Source organism: Rugamonas sp. DEMB1, assembly GCF_029834475.1.
Classification (GTDB): domain Bacteria; phylum Pseudomonadota; class Gammaproteobacteria; order Burkholderiales; family Burkholderiaceae_D; genus Rugamonas; species Rugamonas rubra.
Genome location: NZ_CP122407.1, coordinates 4,057,980 through 4,072,984, shown reverse-complemented (window position 1 = coordinate 4,072,984; position 15,005 = coordinate 4,057,980). Strand labels below are relative to the sequence as shown.

The following is a 15,005-nucleotide window of genomic DNA, read 5'->3' as shown; positions in this document are numbered from 1 at the left end:
GGGGCGCAGTGTGCCACGAATCGGCCGGGTCGGTGGACTTGTCGTGGCGCGCGGCGGCGACGGCGGCGACAATTGGCAAAAACGGTTTCTCTGTTTGATAACGAGGGGGGCGCGAGCGCTGGGCTCAAGGTGTGGCTGGGGGGAGGGGTGTTTCGGTAGAACGCGTTCAGCGGGGGCTAGGCTGGACGTTCTGTAGATTGAGTGGATCAACGTGGCTGCAGTCTTGCTGCGGTCCGTTCATCACGGCGCGGTGCTTGGCGCCTGTGTTGCTAGTTCAGCAGGGCTGATTAATGCATTGATGCGGTAGATAAATCTTTAAGCTCTTTAATACTCAGATCCGACTTTTCGTGCATTCTCAACAATATTGTGGCACCTACTGCAAGCTTGCGATGCCTGATCTTGCTGATGATCGGGGGCTGTACTTCCAGCACCCTGCACAACTCTGCATCATTTTTCAAATTCATCTTTTCGATGAGTGTGTCGAGTAGCTTGTTGGGGACAAAGCTTGATGGTTCTAGCGCTCTGGCCCTGTTCATCGCCTCGATCAATTCCAACTTCTTTTGCCGTACGTTCATTTTGCTCCTCCTTTGCTCAAAAACGTGGATAGTTGGCGTCTCCTAGCTGGCCATCGGTCACCGCATTGTGGTATCTAATGGTGCAACCGTCTCAACATTATTGATAACCAAGCAAGTTGACTCAATGATACTACGACCGCAAATGAAAGGGATGATTTAACAAATAAATTATCTTGTTTATTGCTCAAACTAGTTGACGAGTGTTGTTTCTTGTATGCCCGATTTTGTCAAAATGAGAACTTTGTCGGCCATTTCGGCCGCCGCCTGCGAATGCGTGACCATGATAGCGCAGGCGCCGGTGCTTTTGATCTCGGCGCGCAGCAGGGTCAGGATGCTGTGGGCGGTGTCCGGGTCGAGGTTGCCGGTCGGCTCGTCGGCCAGCACCAGGGCCGGCTGGTGCACCAGCGCGCGGGCGATGGCGACGCGCTGCATCTCGCCGCCGGACAGCTGGTGCGGGAAGTCGGCGTCGCGCCCGCCCAGGCCGACGGCGGCCAGCATGGCGCTGGCGCGCTGCTGCGGCAGGCCGTTGAGCAGTAGCGGCAGGGCGACGTTTTGCAGCAGCGTCAGGTGCGGCAGCACGTGGAAGGCCTGGAAGATGAAGCCCATGCGCTCGCGCCGCAGCCGGGTGGCGGCGGCGTCGTCGAGGCCGGACATGGCGACGCCGTCGACCAGGATGGGCGCGGCCTCGGCTTGCGGGCCGGCGTCCGGCGTGTCGAGGCCGGCGATCAGGTTGAGCAGGGTCGATTTGCCGACGCCGGAGTCGCCCATGATGGCGACGAACTCGCCGGCCTTGAAGTGCCACGACAGGTCGGCCAGCACGGGGCGGCCGTTGGTATAGGATTTGGACAGGTGGCGCAGTTGGAGCATGGCGAATCCGGGACAGGGAGTGGAGGGCGGCGCTTGGGCGGTTCAGCGCATCGGCGGGGACATCGGCACCATCGGCATCATCGAGTCAGGGCGCGGCGCATGGCGAAGCTGACCGCGTCGACCAGGGCCACCAGCAGCAGCATGGCGAGGATGACGGTGGCGGCCTGGCGCATTTGGAACAGCGACAGGTGGTATTTGAGCATCTGGCCCAGCCCGCCGGCGCCGACCACGCCGAGGATGGCGGCGGCGCGGATGTTGTTCTCCCAGCGGTACAGGGTGTAGGACAGCATCTGCGGCAGCGTCTGCGGCAGGGTGGCGTAGAAGAAGGCGGCCATGGCCGAGGCGCCGTTGTTGCGCAGGCTGTGCTCGGGCGCCGGCGCGGCGTTCTCCAGCGCGTCGGCGAACAGGCGGCCGAGCACGCCGGCGGTGTGGGCGGCCAGCGCCAGGGTGCCGGCGAAGGGGCCGAGGCCGGCGGCGATCAGCAGGATCGAGGCCCAGACCAGCTCGGGGATCGAACGTAGCACGTTGAGCAGGGCGCGCACCAGCGCGCGCGCCGGGCGGCCGAAGCGGCCGGCGGCGGGCAGGGCCAGCACCAGGCCGGCGGCCACCGCCAGCAGGGTGCCCAGGGCCGACATCGACAGCGTCTCGGCGGTGGCCCAGGCGGTCCTGGCGACGAAGGCCGGCGCCAGGTCGGGCGGGGCGAAGCCGGCGAGGAACTCGGCGATGCTGGCGACCGCCTGCAGGGTGAAGAACTCGCCCCACTTCAGCGGCAGCGAGGCGAAGCTGGCCGCCACCAGGGCGAGCAGGGCCAGCGCCAGCACGGCCGTGCTCCAGGAGCGCGGCGGCGCGGCCGGCATGGCGCGCGGGTCGACAGCGCTCATCCCAGCCTCCGGCGCAGCATTTTGGAGACGGCGTCGGCGCCGGCCACCAGCAGCACGAACACCAGCAGCATCGAGGAGACCTCGCCGCCGGACAGCATTTTCATCGATTCGTCCATTCTTTGTCCCAGCCCGCCGGCGCCGACGAAGCCCATCACCACCGAGCCGCGGATCGCGCATTCCCAGCGGTAGACGGTGTAGGAGACCAGTTCGGAGGCGGCCTCCGGCAGCGCGCCGTAGAGCAGCGCGGCCAGTCTGCCGCCGCCGTTGGCCAGCAGCGCGTCGCTGGCGTGGCCGTCGGTCGATTCGAGGATTTCGGCGTAGACCTTGCCCAGCATGCCGCAGTAGGTCAGCGCGATGGCCAGCACGCCGGCGGTCGGGCCGAGGCCGATGACGCGGACGAACAGCAGCGCCCACACCAGCTCGGGCACGCTGCGCAGCAGCACCAGCAGCCAGCGCACGCTCTGCCGCAGCAGCGCCGAGGCCAGCCGCATGCGGCCGCTGCCGAGGCGCGAGATCGACATCTTCTCCGTCACCAGCAGGGTGGCGGGGATGGCGCCGAGCAGGGCCAGGGTCAGCCCGGCGGTGGCGATGGCGACGGTCTGCCAGGTTTCGCGCAGCAGCAGGGCGAGGAATTCGGGGCTGTGGGCCGGCGGCACGAAGCCGGCAAGGAAGCGGCCGGTGGCCTCCAGGCTCTGCCAGTCGAACAGCAGGCCGGGATGGAATTCGCTGGCCACCACCATCGGCCACAGCAGGGCCAGGGCCAGCACGGTCATGCTCACGCGGCCGCGCCAGGCGGGGTCGGGATGGGCCGCGCGGCTTTTCACAAGGGAGCTATTCAACATGGACACTGGCTTAGACACGGGCTCAGAAGCAGGCGCCGACGGCCAGGCGCGGCGCCGCCGGATCGGCCGGCGGCGTGCTGGCGGCCGGCTGCTCGCCCTGGTACAACTGGGCCACCATGGCGTCGCTGACCTGCGCGCGCGGCAGGTCGAAGACGATGCGGCCGTCGCGCAGCGCGACGATGCGCGGGAAGTGGCTCAGCGCCAGGTCGACCTGGTGCAGGCTGCAGATCAGCGTGGCGCCGCGCGCGGCGGCCTCCTGGCGCAGCGTGGCCAGGGTCAGTTCGGACAGCGCCGGGTCGAGCGCCGACAGCGGCTCGTCGACCAGCAGCGCCTGCGCGCTCGACAGCAGCAGGCGGGCCAGGCCGCAGCGCTGGCGCTCGCCGCCGGACAGGCGGTCGACGCGGGAATACAGTTTGTCGCCCAGGTTGAAGCGCGACAGGGCGGCGAAGGCGGCGGCCGGGTCGGCCGGCTTGACCAGCGAGGCCAGCGCGCGCCAAAAACCCCACTGTGGCAGGCGTGCCGCCAGCACCGCCGTCACCACGCGCTGGCGCGGCGGCAGCGGCGGCGTCTGCGGCGCCAGGAACAGGCGCGCCCGCAGGCGGTGGCGCTCGCCCTCGGACAGCGTCCATGGCGCGACGCCGAAAGCTTCGAACAGGCCGTCGGCCGGCCGGTGGGCGCAGGCCAGGGTGGCCAGCAGCGTGGTCTTGCCGGCGCCGGAGGGGCCGATGATGGCCAGCTGCTCGCCCTGGGCGATCTCCAGGTCGATGGCGTGCAGCGCCGCCGCCTGGCCGCGCGCGGCGGCCAGGTGGCGCACCGTCAGCCCTTGCAGGCGGTAGGTGGGCGCGGCGCCGTTGCTGGTGTTGCAGGAAGCGGACATCGATTATTTTTTCAGCAGGCCCGCGTTGACGGCAGCCGCCTCGATGGCGGTGTAGTTGTCGGCCTTGGTCGGGATGAACTTGCTGGCGCGCTGCAGGTCGAGGATGGCCTTGTCGGCCGGGTTCTTGGCATCGAGGGCGAGGAAGGCGTCGCTGAGTTTTTTCTTCAGGTCGGCGTTCATGTCGGTGCGCACGCTCCAGTTGTAGTCGTAGTAGCCGGGCGTGGTGTAGAACACCCGCACCACGGCCGGATCGACCTTCTTCTCGCCGACCAGTTTTTCCCACACCGAGATGTTGAGCGCGCCGGCGTCGACCTTGCCGCCGGCCACGGCGGCCACGGTGGCGTCATGCGCGCCGGAGAAGGCGATGCGTTTCAGGTCGCTGTCCGGATTGATCTTGGCGGCCAGCAGGTAGGAGCGCGGCATCAGGTGGCCCGAGGTCGACGACTCGGAGCCGAAGCTCAGCGTCTTGCCCTTCAGGTCTTCCAGCTTGGTGATGTCCTTGTGGGTGGTGATGAAGACCGAGCGGAACTTCTCGTCCTCGGCGCGCTGCACCAGCGGCGTGATCTGGTTCTTGCTGCGGTCCTTGGCCTGGATGAAGGTGAAACCGCCGAACCAGACCATGTCGACCTTCTTGTTGATCAGCGCCTCGACCGAGGCCGAGTAGTCGGTCACCGGGGTGAACTCGACCTTCATGCCGATCTTCTTCTCCAGGTACTCGCCGAGCGGCTTGAACTTGCGCTGCAGCTCGGTCGGCGCCTCGTCGGGGATGGCCGAGACGCGGAACACCTGCGCCGGGCTTTGCGCCTGGGCGTGCGCGGCGGCCAGCATCAGGCCGGCCGACAGCGAGGCGGTCAGCAGGGTCTTGAGAGTGCGCAGGGCGGAAGTTTTCATCGTGGCGGGCCTTTTGTGTGAGAGGAATGTTGCAATTGCGATCAAGAACGGTGCGCGCACGGCTGCTGCCTGACGGCGCTTGGACTTGGAGAATCAGCTATCATAGCAAAAAAGTCTTCGCCAAATCGTCATCCGCAGCAACGATCGGCATGGCCTGTGGCAAGCGGCGTGGCGTTCGGATGGCTACCATCCACTTTTGGACTGAGCAACTTTATGCCTATGTCACTGCGTATGACCCTGCCGGCCTCGCCGTTGGCGCCAGAGGAGGCGCCGAGACCGGCCGCGCCGCTGTTGCGCCCGGCCCACGGCGACGCCGATTTGATCGCCGAGATCGCCGCCGGCCTGCTGGCGCCGGCCGCGCATTGCTCGCCCAAGTTCTTCTACGACGGCCTCGGTTCCAAGCTGTTTGAAGCCATCTGCGAGCTGCCCGAGTACTACCCGACGCGCACCGAGGCGGCCATCTTCGCCCGCCACGGCGCCGACATGGCGGCAGCCATCGGCAGCGGCGGCACCTTGATCGACCTGGGCGCCGGCAACTGCGCCAAGGCCGCCAGCCTGTTCCCGCTGCTGCAACCGGCGCAGTACGTGCCGGTCGATATCTCGCGCGACTTCCTGGTCGAGGCGGTCGAGCGCTTGCAGCAGCGCTTCCCGCGGATCGCCATGACGGCGCTGGGCTTGGACTTTTCCGCCGGCTTCGCGCTGCCCGCCAGCGTGCGCGCCGAGCGCCGCCTGTTCTTCTACCCCGGCTCGTCGATCGGCAACTTCGCCCCCGAGCAGGCGGTGGCCTTCCTGCGCGGCCTGCGTCGCAACATCGGCGCCGGCGCCGGCGGCGGCCTGCTGATCGGCGTCGACCTGGTCAAGGACAGCGCCGTGCTCGACGCCGCCTACGACGACGCGCTCGGCGTCACCGCCGCCTTCAACCTGAACCTGCTGCGCCACCTGAACCGCCTGATCGGCGCCGACTTCGACGTCGCGCAGTGGCGCCACCGCGCCTTCTACAACGCCGACGCCGGCCGCATCGAGATGCACCTGGAAGCGCGCGCCCCGCAGACGGTGCACTGGCAGGGCGGCCGGCGCGGGTTCGCCGAGGGCGAGCGCATCCACACCGAGGACAGCTACAAGTACACGCGCCAGGGCTTTGTCGGCCTGCTCGAGCGGGCCGGCTTCGCCAGCCGCGCCGTGTGGACCGACCCGGCCGGCTGGTTCGCCGTGATCCACGCCGAGGTGCTCGCCGACTGAGCGGGCGGCGCGCGCCGCCGCGCCGCCACGCCGCCACGCCGCAACACCGACCCGCGCCAATTCAACGCAAATCAACGCAACGCCGACGCAACGAAGTTCCAACCGCGAGCCGCCTATGCAAATGCACGAAACCGGGCTGTGGAACGCCCGCTACGACACCGTCCGCCAACGTTCGCTGGCGCTGGCCGAACCGCTCAGCGACGAGGACTGCGGCGCCCAGTCGATGCCCGACGCCAGCCCGATCAAATGGCATCTGGCGCACACCACCTGGTTCTTCGAGACCTTTATCCTCGAGCGCATGGAGGCCGGCTTCGCGCCCTTCCATCCGGCCTTCCGGGTGCTGTTCAACTCCTACTACAACGGCATCGGCGAGAAGCATCCGCGGGCCCAGCGCGGCCTGCTGACGCGGCCCTCCATGCGCGAGGTGCGCGCCTACCGCGCCGACGTCGACGCGCGCGTCGCCCGCCTGCTGGCCTCGGCGCTGGAGGCGGCGGCGCGCGCCGAGCTGGCGACCCTGCTGACGCTGGGCCTGGAGCACGAACAGCAACACCAGGAGCTGATGCTGACCGACGTCAAACACCTGCTGGCGCAAAGCGCGCTGCAGCCCGAGTATGTCGCCGCGCCGCTGGCGCCGGCCGCCGCCACGCCGCTGCGCTGGCTCGACTTCGACGGCGGCCTGTGCGAGATCGGCCACGACGGCGCCGGCTTCTGCTTCGACAACGAGCTGCCGCGCCACCGCCAATACGTGGCGCCGTTCGCGCTGGCCTCGCGGCTGGTCAGCAACGGCGAGTACCAGGCCTTCATCGACGCCGGCGGCTACTTCAACGCCGCCCTGTGGCTGGCCGAGGGCTGGGACTGGGTCTGCGCGCAGAAGTTGTCGGCGCCGCTGTACTGGCGCCGCGACGACGCCGGCAACTGGCTCGAGTTCACGCTGTGCGGCGCCCAGCCGCTCGACCCGCACCGTCCCGTCACCCACCTGTCGCTGTACGAGGCCGACGCCTACGCCAACTGGGCCGGCGCGCGCCTGCCCACCGAGGCCGAATGGGAGTTCGCCGCGCGCGCCGAGTTGGGCGGCGCGGCCGCCGGGAGCGCGAATACGCTGGGCACTGTGGGCACTGTGGGCACTGTGGGCACTGTGGGTGCTTTGGGCGGTGCCAGTGCGCCCGGCGACTGGCTGCATCCGGCCGGCGCCAGCGCGGGTGCGGGTGCGGCGGCGGGAACGGGAGAGGGGACGGGAGCGGAGACGGGAGCAGGGCGGGCCTGCGCCAGATGTTCGGCCACTGCTGGCAATGGACCAGCAGCAGCTACGCGGCGTATCCGGGCTTCCGCGCCGCGCCGGGCGCGCTGGGCGAGTACAACGGCAAGTTCATGCTGAACCAGTACGTGCTGCGCGGCTCGTCGAGCGCCACGCCGGCCGGCCACGCCCGCGCCAGCTACCGCAACTTCTTCCCCGCCGCCGCGCGCTGGCAGTTCAGCGGCCTGCGCCTGGCGCGCTGAGGCGCCAGGGTGTTTCGCCCGCCGCAGGCAGGTGGTGGGGTGCGAGGTGTCGGCTACTTTGTGGCTGTGCCGGCTTGCCTGGTGATGCTCAAGTGGTGGCAGGCAGGCGGACGGCGCCGCCCGGCGCGGCCGGCCGTTGTGGCCGCGCGCCGGCGGCGTCGACGCGGAACTGGCTGACCACCTGCTCGAGCGCGTCGGCCTGGTCCTGCATGGCGGCGGCGGCGGCCGCCGCCTGCTCGACCAGGGCGGCGTTCTGCTGCGTCACGTCGTCCATCTGGGCGATGGCGATGTTGATCTGCTCGATGCCGTCGGTCTGCTCGGTGTTGGCCAGCGAGATCTCGCCGACGATGTCGCTGACCCGCTTGACGCTGGCCACCACCTCGTCCATCGTGCTGCCGGCCTGCTCGACCAGGCGGGCGCCGGCGTCGACCCGGGTCACCGAGTCGGCGATCAGCTCCTTGATCTCCTTGGCCGCGCCGGCCGAGCGCTGCGCCAGGTTGCGCACCTCGGAGGCGACCACGGCGAAGCCGCGCCCCTGCTCGCCGGCGCGCGCCGCCTCGACGGCGGCGTTGAGCGCCAAAATATTCGTCTGGAAGGCGATGCCGTCGATCACGCCGATGATGTCGACGATCTTGCGCGAGGAGTCGTTGATCGCGCCCATGGTGTCGACCACCTGCGCCACCACGCTGCCGCCGCGTTGCGCCACCTGCGAGGCCGACCGCGCCAGCTCGTTGGCCTGGCGCGCGTTGTCGCTGTTCTGCCGCACCGTGGTGGTCAGCTCGACCATCGACGAGGCGGTCTGTTCGAGCGAGCTGGCCTGCGCCTCGGTGCGCGAGGACAGGTCCATATTGCCGGTGGCGATCTGGCTCGAGGCGCTGGCGATGGTGCCGGTGCCGCTGCGCACCTGGCCGACGATGTGGGCCAGGCTGTCGTTCATCTCGCCCAGCGCGCGCAGCAGCTGGCCGGCCTCGTCCTGGTGCGCGCTGTGGATGCGGCTGGTCAGGTCGCCGGCGGCGACGGCGCGCGCCACCTTCAGCGCGTAGCCGATCGGGTCGGTGATCGAGCGCGACACGCGCCAGGCGAAGGCGGCGCCCAGCAGCAGGGCGGCGGCGCCGAGGATGGTCATCAAACGGCCGGCGGTGGCGATGTCCTGCTTGACGGCGGCGCCGTTGCGGGTGACCGCGCTGCGTTGCAGCTCGGACAGTTCCTTGATGCTGTTTTGTAGCTTGTTCAGCCGTGGCAGGGTGTCGCTGCTCATCAGCGCGACGGCGCCGTCCTGCTGCTGCTCGCCGATCAGCTTGCTGACCTTGCTGAACGAGGCGACGTACTGCATGCGCTGCTCGCGTATCGCCGCCAGCATCGCCTTGCCCTCGGGCAGGTAGAGCAGCTTGTCGAGCGTCTCGATGGCGCCGCCGATGGTCTTCTTGTTGGCGTCCACCTCGCGCAGGATCTCGGCGACGCGGGCCGGGTCCTTGGCGATGAACAGCTCGAGCACCAGCGCCGAGTTGGCCCGCGTGGTGCTGCTGATGGTGGCGGCGGCGTCGGCCTTGACCCAGTCCTTGTCGATGATGGTGTCGTTGTGCGCGCCGATGCTGCTCAAGCGTTGTAAACCCACCACAATCAAGATCAACATCAGGGTCAGCACCGCGCCGAATCCCAGTCCAAGACGAATACCGATCTTCAGGTTCGAGATGTTCATGCAGTGGCTCCTCACAGGCGTAGCAGGGGGGGATTGCAGAAATGGTGCGGTGTAACAAATCGATTGTAACGCCGAAAACGGCGCAGGCGTTGTGCGTTAAAGCAACGCGAGGAGGAAGAGTGGCAAGGCGGCGGGGGATGCGGCGGGGAGGGGGCGCGGGAACGGCGGGCGTTCCCGCGCCGGGAACTAGCTAGTTAATGCGAACTCAGGCGGTCACGCCGGCGCTCTTGCCGCTGGCGGCGCCCTCGCTCAGGCGCAGCTGGCGGTTGACGGCGCTCAGCACGGCCTTGAACGAGGCGGTGACGATGTTGCTGTCGACGCCGGCGCCGAACAGGGTCGGGCCGTTGGCCAGGCGCAGCTCGACGTAGCAGGCGGCCTGGGCGTTGGCGCCCGAGCCGATCGAGTGCTCGTGGTAGTCCATCAGCTTGATGTCCAGGCCGAGCGCGTTGACGAAGGCGTCGATCGGGCCGTTGCCGCCGCCCTGCAGGGCCAGCGGCGCGTTGCGGTGGCTCAGCGCGATGTCGATCTGCACCGACTCGTCGCTGGTGGTGTCTTCCACCAGCTTGTGCGAGGCGTAGGCGTAGGGCGCGGTCTGCTCCAGGTACTCGTTCTGGAAGATCCGGTGGATGCCCTCGGCGGTGATCTCCAGGCCGGTGGCGTCGGCCACCGCCTGCACGGCGCGGGAGAACTCGATCTGCAGGCGGCGCGGCAAGACCAGGCCGTAGTCCTGTTCCAGCAGGTAGGCCATGCCGCCCTTGCCGGACTGGCTGTTGACGCGGATCACCGCGTCGTAGCTGCGGCCGAGGTCGGCCGGGTCGATCGGCAGGTAGGGGATTTCCCACAGCGCGCCCGGCTGCTGCTGGGCGAAGCCCTTCTTGATGGCGTCCTGGTGCGAGCCGGAGAAGGCGGTGAAGACCAGATCGCCGACATACGGATGGCGCGGGTGCACCGGCAGCTGGTTGCACTCCTCGACGCACTTGCGCACCTCGTCGATGTCGGAGAAGTCCAGGCCCGGGTTGACGCCCTGGGTGTAGAGGTTGAGCGCCAGGGTGACCAGGTCGACGTTGCCGGTGCGCTCGCCGTTGCCGAACAGGCAGCCCTCGACGCGGTCGGCGCCGGCCATCACGGCCAGCTCGGCCGAGGCGACGGCGGTGCCGCGGTCGTTGTGCGGGTGCACGCTGATGATCAGCGAGTCGCGCCGCGCCAGCTTGCGCGACATCCACTCGATCTGGTCGGCGTAGACGTTGGGCGTGCTGCATTCGACGGTCGAGGGCAGGTTGACGATCATCTTGTTGTGCGGGCTGGGCTCCCAGATGGCGCTGACGGCGTCGACGATGTGCTTGGAGAAGTCCAGCTCGGTGGTGGAGAACGATTCCGGCGTGTATTCGAAGACCCATTCGGTTTGCGGATGCTGGGCGACGAGTTGCTTGACCAGGCGGGTGCCGCTGGTGGCGATCTCGGTGATCTCCTCGCGCGACATGCCGAACACCACCTTGCGGAACACCGGCGCCACCGAGTTGTACAGGTGGACCACGGCGCGGCGGGCGCCGACCACGGAGTCGACGGTGCGACGGATCAGCTCCTCGCGCGACTGGGTCAGCACGATGATGGTGACGTCGTCGGGGATGCGCTTCTCGTCGACCAGCTTGCGCACGAAGTCGAAGTCGGTCTGCGAGGCGGAGGGGAAGCCGACCTCGATCTCCTTGATGCCGATCTTGACCAGCAGCTCGAAGAAGCGCAGCTTCTTGTCGGCGCTCATCGGCTCGATCAGCGCCTGGTTGCCGTCGCGCAGGTCGGTGCTCATCCAGATCGGCGGTTTGCTGATGATGTTGTTGGGCCACTGGCGGTCGGACAACTGCACGGGTGGGAAGGCGCGGTATTTGCTGGATGGGTTCTGCAACATCATGGGATGCTCCTGGGTCTCGAATGGGGGAATGCGGGGAAGGCGTTTTTCACTGCGGCTGCGCGCTGCATTCTGCGTTGCGCAGGTGGCGACTGGCTGCCGGGCGGCCACGTTACACTAGGCCAGGCAACCGATCGGTAGCGATAGCAGCAGGGCCGACAGGACGCGCGCGGGCGCGGGGCGCGACGCGGCGGGCGAATTGTCGGTGCTGCTAGGGACGCGGGTAGCCGGAGTGAACATCTGGGCAAACTTTCCTGGGGTGGTGAGACACGTGCGGCTTGTGGCCGGACGGAGCAATGCGTTGAAACGAATTTAAGCGCGTGCTAGTAGTAGCGACGCTAGCGATAGGGCGCCAGCGTGCGACAGCAGGGAAGGGGATGTGTGCAGATGCGAGGTCATGCATCGAATGTACGAGATTGCAAGCGGGCTTGTCAAGTCCTTTGCGCGGCGCGCGGCCGCCGGCGTGGCGCGGTGGCCGCGCCGGATGCCGCGCCACGCTTGGGTGTTGATACGAAAGCAATGTAAAATATGCACTTTTCCCGGGCCGGTCCGGCCGCGCGGCGCCACGCCGCCACGCCACCGCCGCGCCGCACCTCCACCAAGTCGAAAGGATATCCATGCGCTTCATTCCGTTCATCCAGACCACCCGTCTGCTGGCCTTGGCCGGCGCCTTGGCCCTGGCCGCGCCGTTCGCCCACGCCACCGGCGCCGGCTTCGGCGCCAACCTGATCGTCAACGGCGACGCCGAGGCGGGCGTCGGCTCGTCCGACGGCGGCCTGGGCAGCACGCCGGGCTGGTCGCTGAGCTCCAATTTATCCACCGTCCAGTACGGAGCCGGCGGCGGCTTCCCTACCGCCAGCGACGCCGGCCCGGCCAACCGGGGCCTGAACTTCTTCGCCGGCGGCGACAGCAACGGCGCCTCGCGCGCCAGCCAGGTGATCGACCTGAGCGCCTACGCCGGCGCGATCAACAGCGGCAAGACGCAGTTCGACCTGGCCGGCTGGTTGGGCGGCTACGCCTCGCAGGGTGACAACGCGACGCTCAGCGCCACCTTCCTCGACGCCGGCGGCAACGTGCTGGGCAGCGCCAGCCTGGCGCCGGTCGGCGCGGCCGAGCGCCACAGCCAAACCGGCCTGGTGGCGCGCGACACCCAAGGCTATGTTCCGGTCGGCGCCGTCACGGTCGGCATCGCGCTGGACATGCAGCGCCTGGACGGCTCCTACAACGACGGCTACGCCGACAACCTCTCCTTCGCCATCGCGCCGGTGCCGGAGCCGGGCACCTGGGCCATGCTGGCCGGCGGCTTGGCCCTGCTGGGCGGCCTGGCCAAGCGCAAGCAGCGCAAGGCCTGATGCGGCTGGCGTCGGCCGCTTAGGCCGCAGACGACAAAACGCCGCCACGGAATATCGCCGTGGCGGCGTTTTTCTTTGTTGCGTCGGTGGGCCCCGGAATCAAGCCAGGGTCAGACCCTGAGGGTCTGACCCTATGCGGATAGGTCGGCCCGCCATTGGATCGCCGGGTTGCCGTTACGTTAGGCGGCCACTTGCACGTGCGCCGCGCCGGCCACCATCCGGCCGATCACGGCGGCGCTGTCGAAGCCCTCGCGGGCGAACAGGGCCAGCACCTCGTCGACGCTGGCCGGATCGCACGACACCAGCAGGCCGCCCGAGGTCTGCGGGTCGGTCAGCAGGTTGTGCTGCGCCTGGCTGACGGCCGGCGCCAGGGTGACGTCCTTGCCGTAGGCGTCCCAGTTGCGGCCGGAGGCGCCGGTGAAGTAGCCGTCGTGGGCCAGTTGTTCGACGCCGGGCAGCAGCGGGATCTGCGCCATGCTCAGTTCGGCCGTCAGGCCGGCGCCACGGGCGATCTCGAGCAGGTGGCCGAGCAGGCCGAAGCCGGTGACGTCGGTCAGCGCGTGCACGCCGGCCATGTCCGACAGCGCCTTGCCCGGCTTGTTCAACTTGGTGGTGTTGGCGATCATCGCGGCGTAGCCGGCGGCGTCGAGCTTGTCCTTCTTCAGCGCGGCCGACAGCACGCCCACGCCGAGCGGCTTGCCGAGAATGAGCACGTCGCCGGCGCGGGCGTCGGCGTTGCGCTTGACCTTGGACGGGTGCACCAGGCCGAGCACCACCAGGCCGTAGATCGGCTCGACCGAGTCGATGGTGTGGCCGCCGGCGATGGGGATGCCGGCCTCGGCGCAGATGCTCTCGCCGCCACGGATGATCTGGCCGATGGTCTCGAGCGGCAGTTTGTTGATCGGCATGCCGACCAGGGCCAGCGCCATGATCGGCGTGCCGCCCATGGCGTAGACGTCGGAGATGGCGTTGGTGGCGGCGATGCGGCCGAAGTCGAAGGGGTCGTCGACGATCGGCATGAAGAAGTCGGTGGTGGCGATCAGCGCCTGCTCGTCGTTGAGCTTGTAGACGGCGGCGTCGTCGGCCGTCTCGATGCCGACCATCAGCTCCTTGGGCACCGGGAAGCCGGTCGAGTTCTTCAGGATCTCGGACAGCACGCCGGGCGCGATCTTGCAGCCGCAGCCGCCGCCGTGGGAGAAGGAGGTCAGTTTGATGGTCTCGGTGGTCATGTTGGTTTCCGTTGTTGGGTGGTGTGGTGCGGGCAATGGAGCAGATTATCCACTAACTTCAGCAGCGCCGCTTGCTCGGCGGCCGGGGCGAACAGCGGCGCGCGGGCGGCGCACTGGGCGCGCAGGCGGGCGTGGAAGGCCGGTTCGGCGACGCAGCGATCGATCAGGCCGGCCAGCGCGGCGGCGTCGCCGGGCGCGAAGTAGCCGGCGTAGTCGTCGCCCAGCATGCCGCGGTTGCCGCCGATGTCGCTGGCCAGCACCGCCACGCCGCAGGTCACCGCCTCGATGATGACGTTGGCGCCGCCCTCCATGTGCGAGCTCAGCGCCATCAAAAAACTGCGCTTGAGGCGCTGCCGCGTGGCTGCGTGGGGCAGGGCGCCGAGCCACCGGTAGCGCGGCGTGGCGGCCTGGGTTTGCTGCGCCAGCCGGCCCAGCTCCGCCTCGAGCGCGCCGCCGATGTGCAGCAGGCGCGCCGCCGGCGCCGTCACCAGCGCGGCGGCGCGCATGAAGGTTTGCGGGTCTTTTTCGGCGCGCAGGTGGCCGATCATGCAGATGTCGAGGTGGCGCCGGCGCGGCGCGGGCGGTGCCGTGGCGTCGATTGCGGCTTTGGTCGCCGCTTCGGCGGTGGCGGCTGCGTTGGCCGTGGTCGCGTCCATGGTACTGGTCGCGGCGCCGGCCGGCGCGCGCAGCGTGGCGGCGGACTGGTAGATCACGCTGGCGTTGGCGCGCAGCGCCTCCGGCAGGTGCGCAAGGCCGTCCGGCTGCAGCACCACCAGCGCGCTGGCTTGGCGCAGCGCGGCCTGGGCGCTGGCGTCGTGTTGGATGTCGCGGTACAGGTCGGTGCCGGTCAACAGCAGCACGGTCGGGCGCTGCGGCCAGGTCTGGTGGTAGGCGGCCAGCGCGGCGGCCGAGCGGCGCGCGTGCAGCGCGACCAGCAGATCGGGCGCGGCCTCGCCCGCGTCGCCGTCCGGCGCCGGCCACTGTTGCGCAATCGTCACGCGGTAGCGCGTGCGCAGGAAGCGCGCCCAGCGCTTGGCGCTCTGCCAATTGCCGTTGTTGGCCTTGGCCGAGGCCGGGCTAACGATCCAGATGTGCGGTTTGCTCACGGTGTTGGCTTGCTCATGGTTGGTCTTTTGGCGGGCGCCTGGGCTAC

12 protein-coding genes and 1 pseudogene are annotated in these 15,005 nt (G+C 68.8%); 3 read left to right on the top strand and 10 right to left on the bottom strand.

Annotated features, from left to right (window positions below):
- Positions 1–287: 287 nt before the first annotated feature.
- The 6 genes from QC826_RS18560 to QC826_RS18535 all read right to left on the bottom strand — a co-directional run bounded on the left by QC826_RS18560 (position 288) and on the right by QC826_RS18535 (position 4,933).
- The gene (locus QC826_RS18560) at positions 288–575 is read right to left on the bottom strand and encodes a hypothetical protein (RefSeq protein WP_093390804.1); all 288 of its coding nucleotides are present in this window, start codon (positions 573–575) and stop codon (positions 288–290) included.
- 189 nt (positions 576–764) lie between these two features.
- Positions 765–1,442: an ABC transporter ATP-binding protein gene (locus tag QC826_RS18555; protein WP_099417270.1), complete on the bottom strand. Its 678-nt coding sequence runs from the start codon at positions 1,440–1,442 to the stop codon at positions 765–767.
- Between the two features lie 77 nt (positions 1,443–1,519).
- Positions 1,520–2,323: a phosphonate ABC transporter, permease protein PhnE gene (gene phnE / locus QC826_RS18550; RefSeq protein WP_409567671.1), complete on the bottom strand. Its 804-nt coding sequence runs from the start codon at positions 2,321–2,323 to the stop codon at positions 1,520–1,522.
- The gene (locus tag QC826_RS18545; RefSeq protein WP_093390807.1) at positions 2,320–3,165 is read right to left on the bottom strand and encodes a PhnE/PtxC family ABC transporter permease; all 846 of its coding nucleotides are present in this window, start codon (positions 3,163–3,165) and stop codon (positions 2,320–2,322) included. The genes phnE and QC826_RS18545 overlap by 4 nt, the downstream gene beginning before the upstream one ends.
- Before the next feature lie 22 nt (positions 3,166–3,187).
- The gene (locus QC826_RS18540; protein ID WP_279761905.1) at positions 3,188–4,042 is read right to left on the bottom strand and encodes a phosphonate ABC transporter ATP-binding protein; all 855 of its coding nucleotides are present in this window, start codon (positions 4,040–4,042) and stop codon (positions 3,188–3,190) included.
- Between the two features lie 3 nt (positions 4,043–4,045).
- On the bottom strand, positions 4,046–4,933 hold the full coding sequence (locus QC826_RS18535; RefSeq protein WP_279761904.1) for a putative selenate ABC transporter substrate-binding protein: 888 nt from the start codon (positions 4,931–4,933) through the stop codon (positions 4,046–4,048).
- 219 nt (positions 4,934–5,152) lie between these two features.
- Between QC826_RS18535 and egtD the strand changes: the two genes are divergently transcribed.
- Both egtD and egtB read left to right on the top strand, forming a co-directional pair.
- The gene (gene egtD / locus QC826_RS18530) at positions 5,153–6,172 is read left to right on the top strand and encodes an L-histidine N(alpha)-methyltransferase (protein ID WP_279761903.1); all 1,020 of its coding nucleotides are present in this window, start codon (positions 5,153–5,155) and stop codon (positions 6,170–6,172) included.
- Positions 6,173–6,287: 115 nt separating this feature from the next.
- Positions 6,288–7,669 (top strand): annotated as a pseudogene (gene egtB / locus QC826_RS18525) (ergothioneine biosynthesis protein EgtB).
- A gap of 88 nt (positions 7,670–7,757) precedes the next feature.
- Here the strand turns inward: egtB and QC826_RS18515 are convergent.
- Together QC826_RS18515 and leuA are read right to left on the bottom strand one after the other, a co-directional pair.
- Entirely contained in the window at positions 7,758–9,368 is a 1,611-nt protein-coding gene (locus QC826_RS18515) for a methyl-accepting chemotaxis protein (protein ID WP_279761900.1), read from the bottom strand.
- Positions 9,369–9,573: 205 nt separating this feature from the next.
- On the bottom strand, positions 9,574–11,274 hold the full coding sequence (gene leuA, locus QC826_RS18510) for a 2-isopropylmalate synthase (RefSeq protein WP_279761899.1): 1,701 nt from the start codon (positions 11,272–11,274) through the stop codon (positions 9,574–9,576).
- A gap of 614 nt (positions 11,275–11,888) precedes the next feature.
- Between leuA and QC826_RS18505 the strand changes: the two genes are divergently transcribed.
- A complete protein-coding gene (locus QC826_RS18505; protein WP_279761898.1) occupies positions 11,889–12,623 on the top strand; it encodes a PEP-CTERM sorting domain-containing protein in 735 nt (244 codons plus the stop codon).
- A 179-nt stretch (positions 12,624–12,802) separates the two neighbouring features.
- Here QC826_RS18505 and selD read toward each other — a convergent pair whose 3' ends face one another.
- Together selD and QC826_RS18495 are read right to left on the bottom strand one after the other, a co-directional pair.
- Complete coding sequence (gene selD, locus QC826_RS18500; protein ID WP_279761897.1) at positions 12,803–13,852, bottom strand: selenide, water dikinase SelD; 1,050 nt, start codon at positions 13,850–13,852, stop codon at positions 12,803–12,805.
- Entirely contained in the window at positions 13,849–14,958 is a 1,110-nt protein-coding gene (locus QC826_RS18495) for a glycosyltransferase (RefSeq protein WP_279761896.1), read from the bottom strand. Before QC826_RS18495 ends, selD begins: the two co-directional genes overlap by 4 nt.
- Positions 14,959–15,005: the final 47 nt, after the last annotated feature.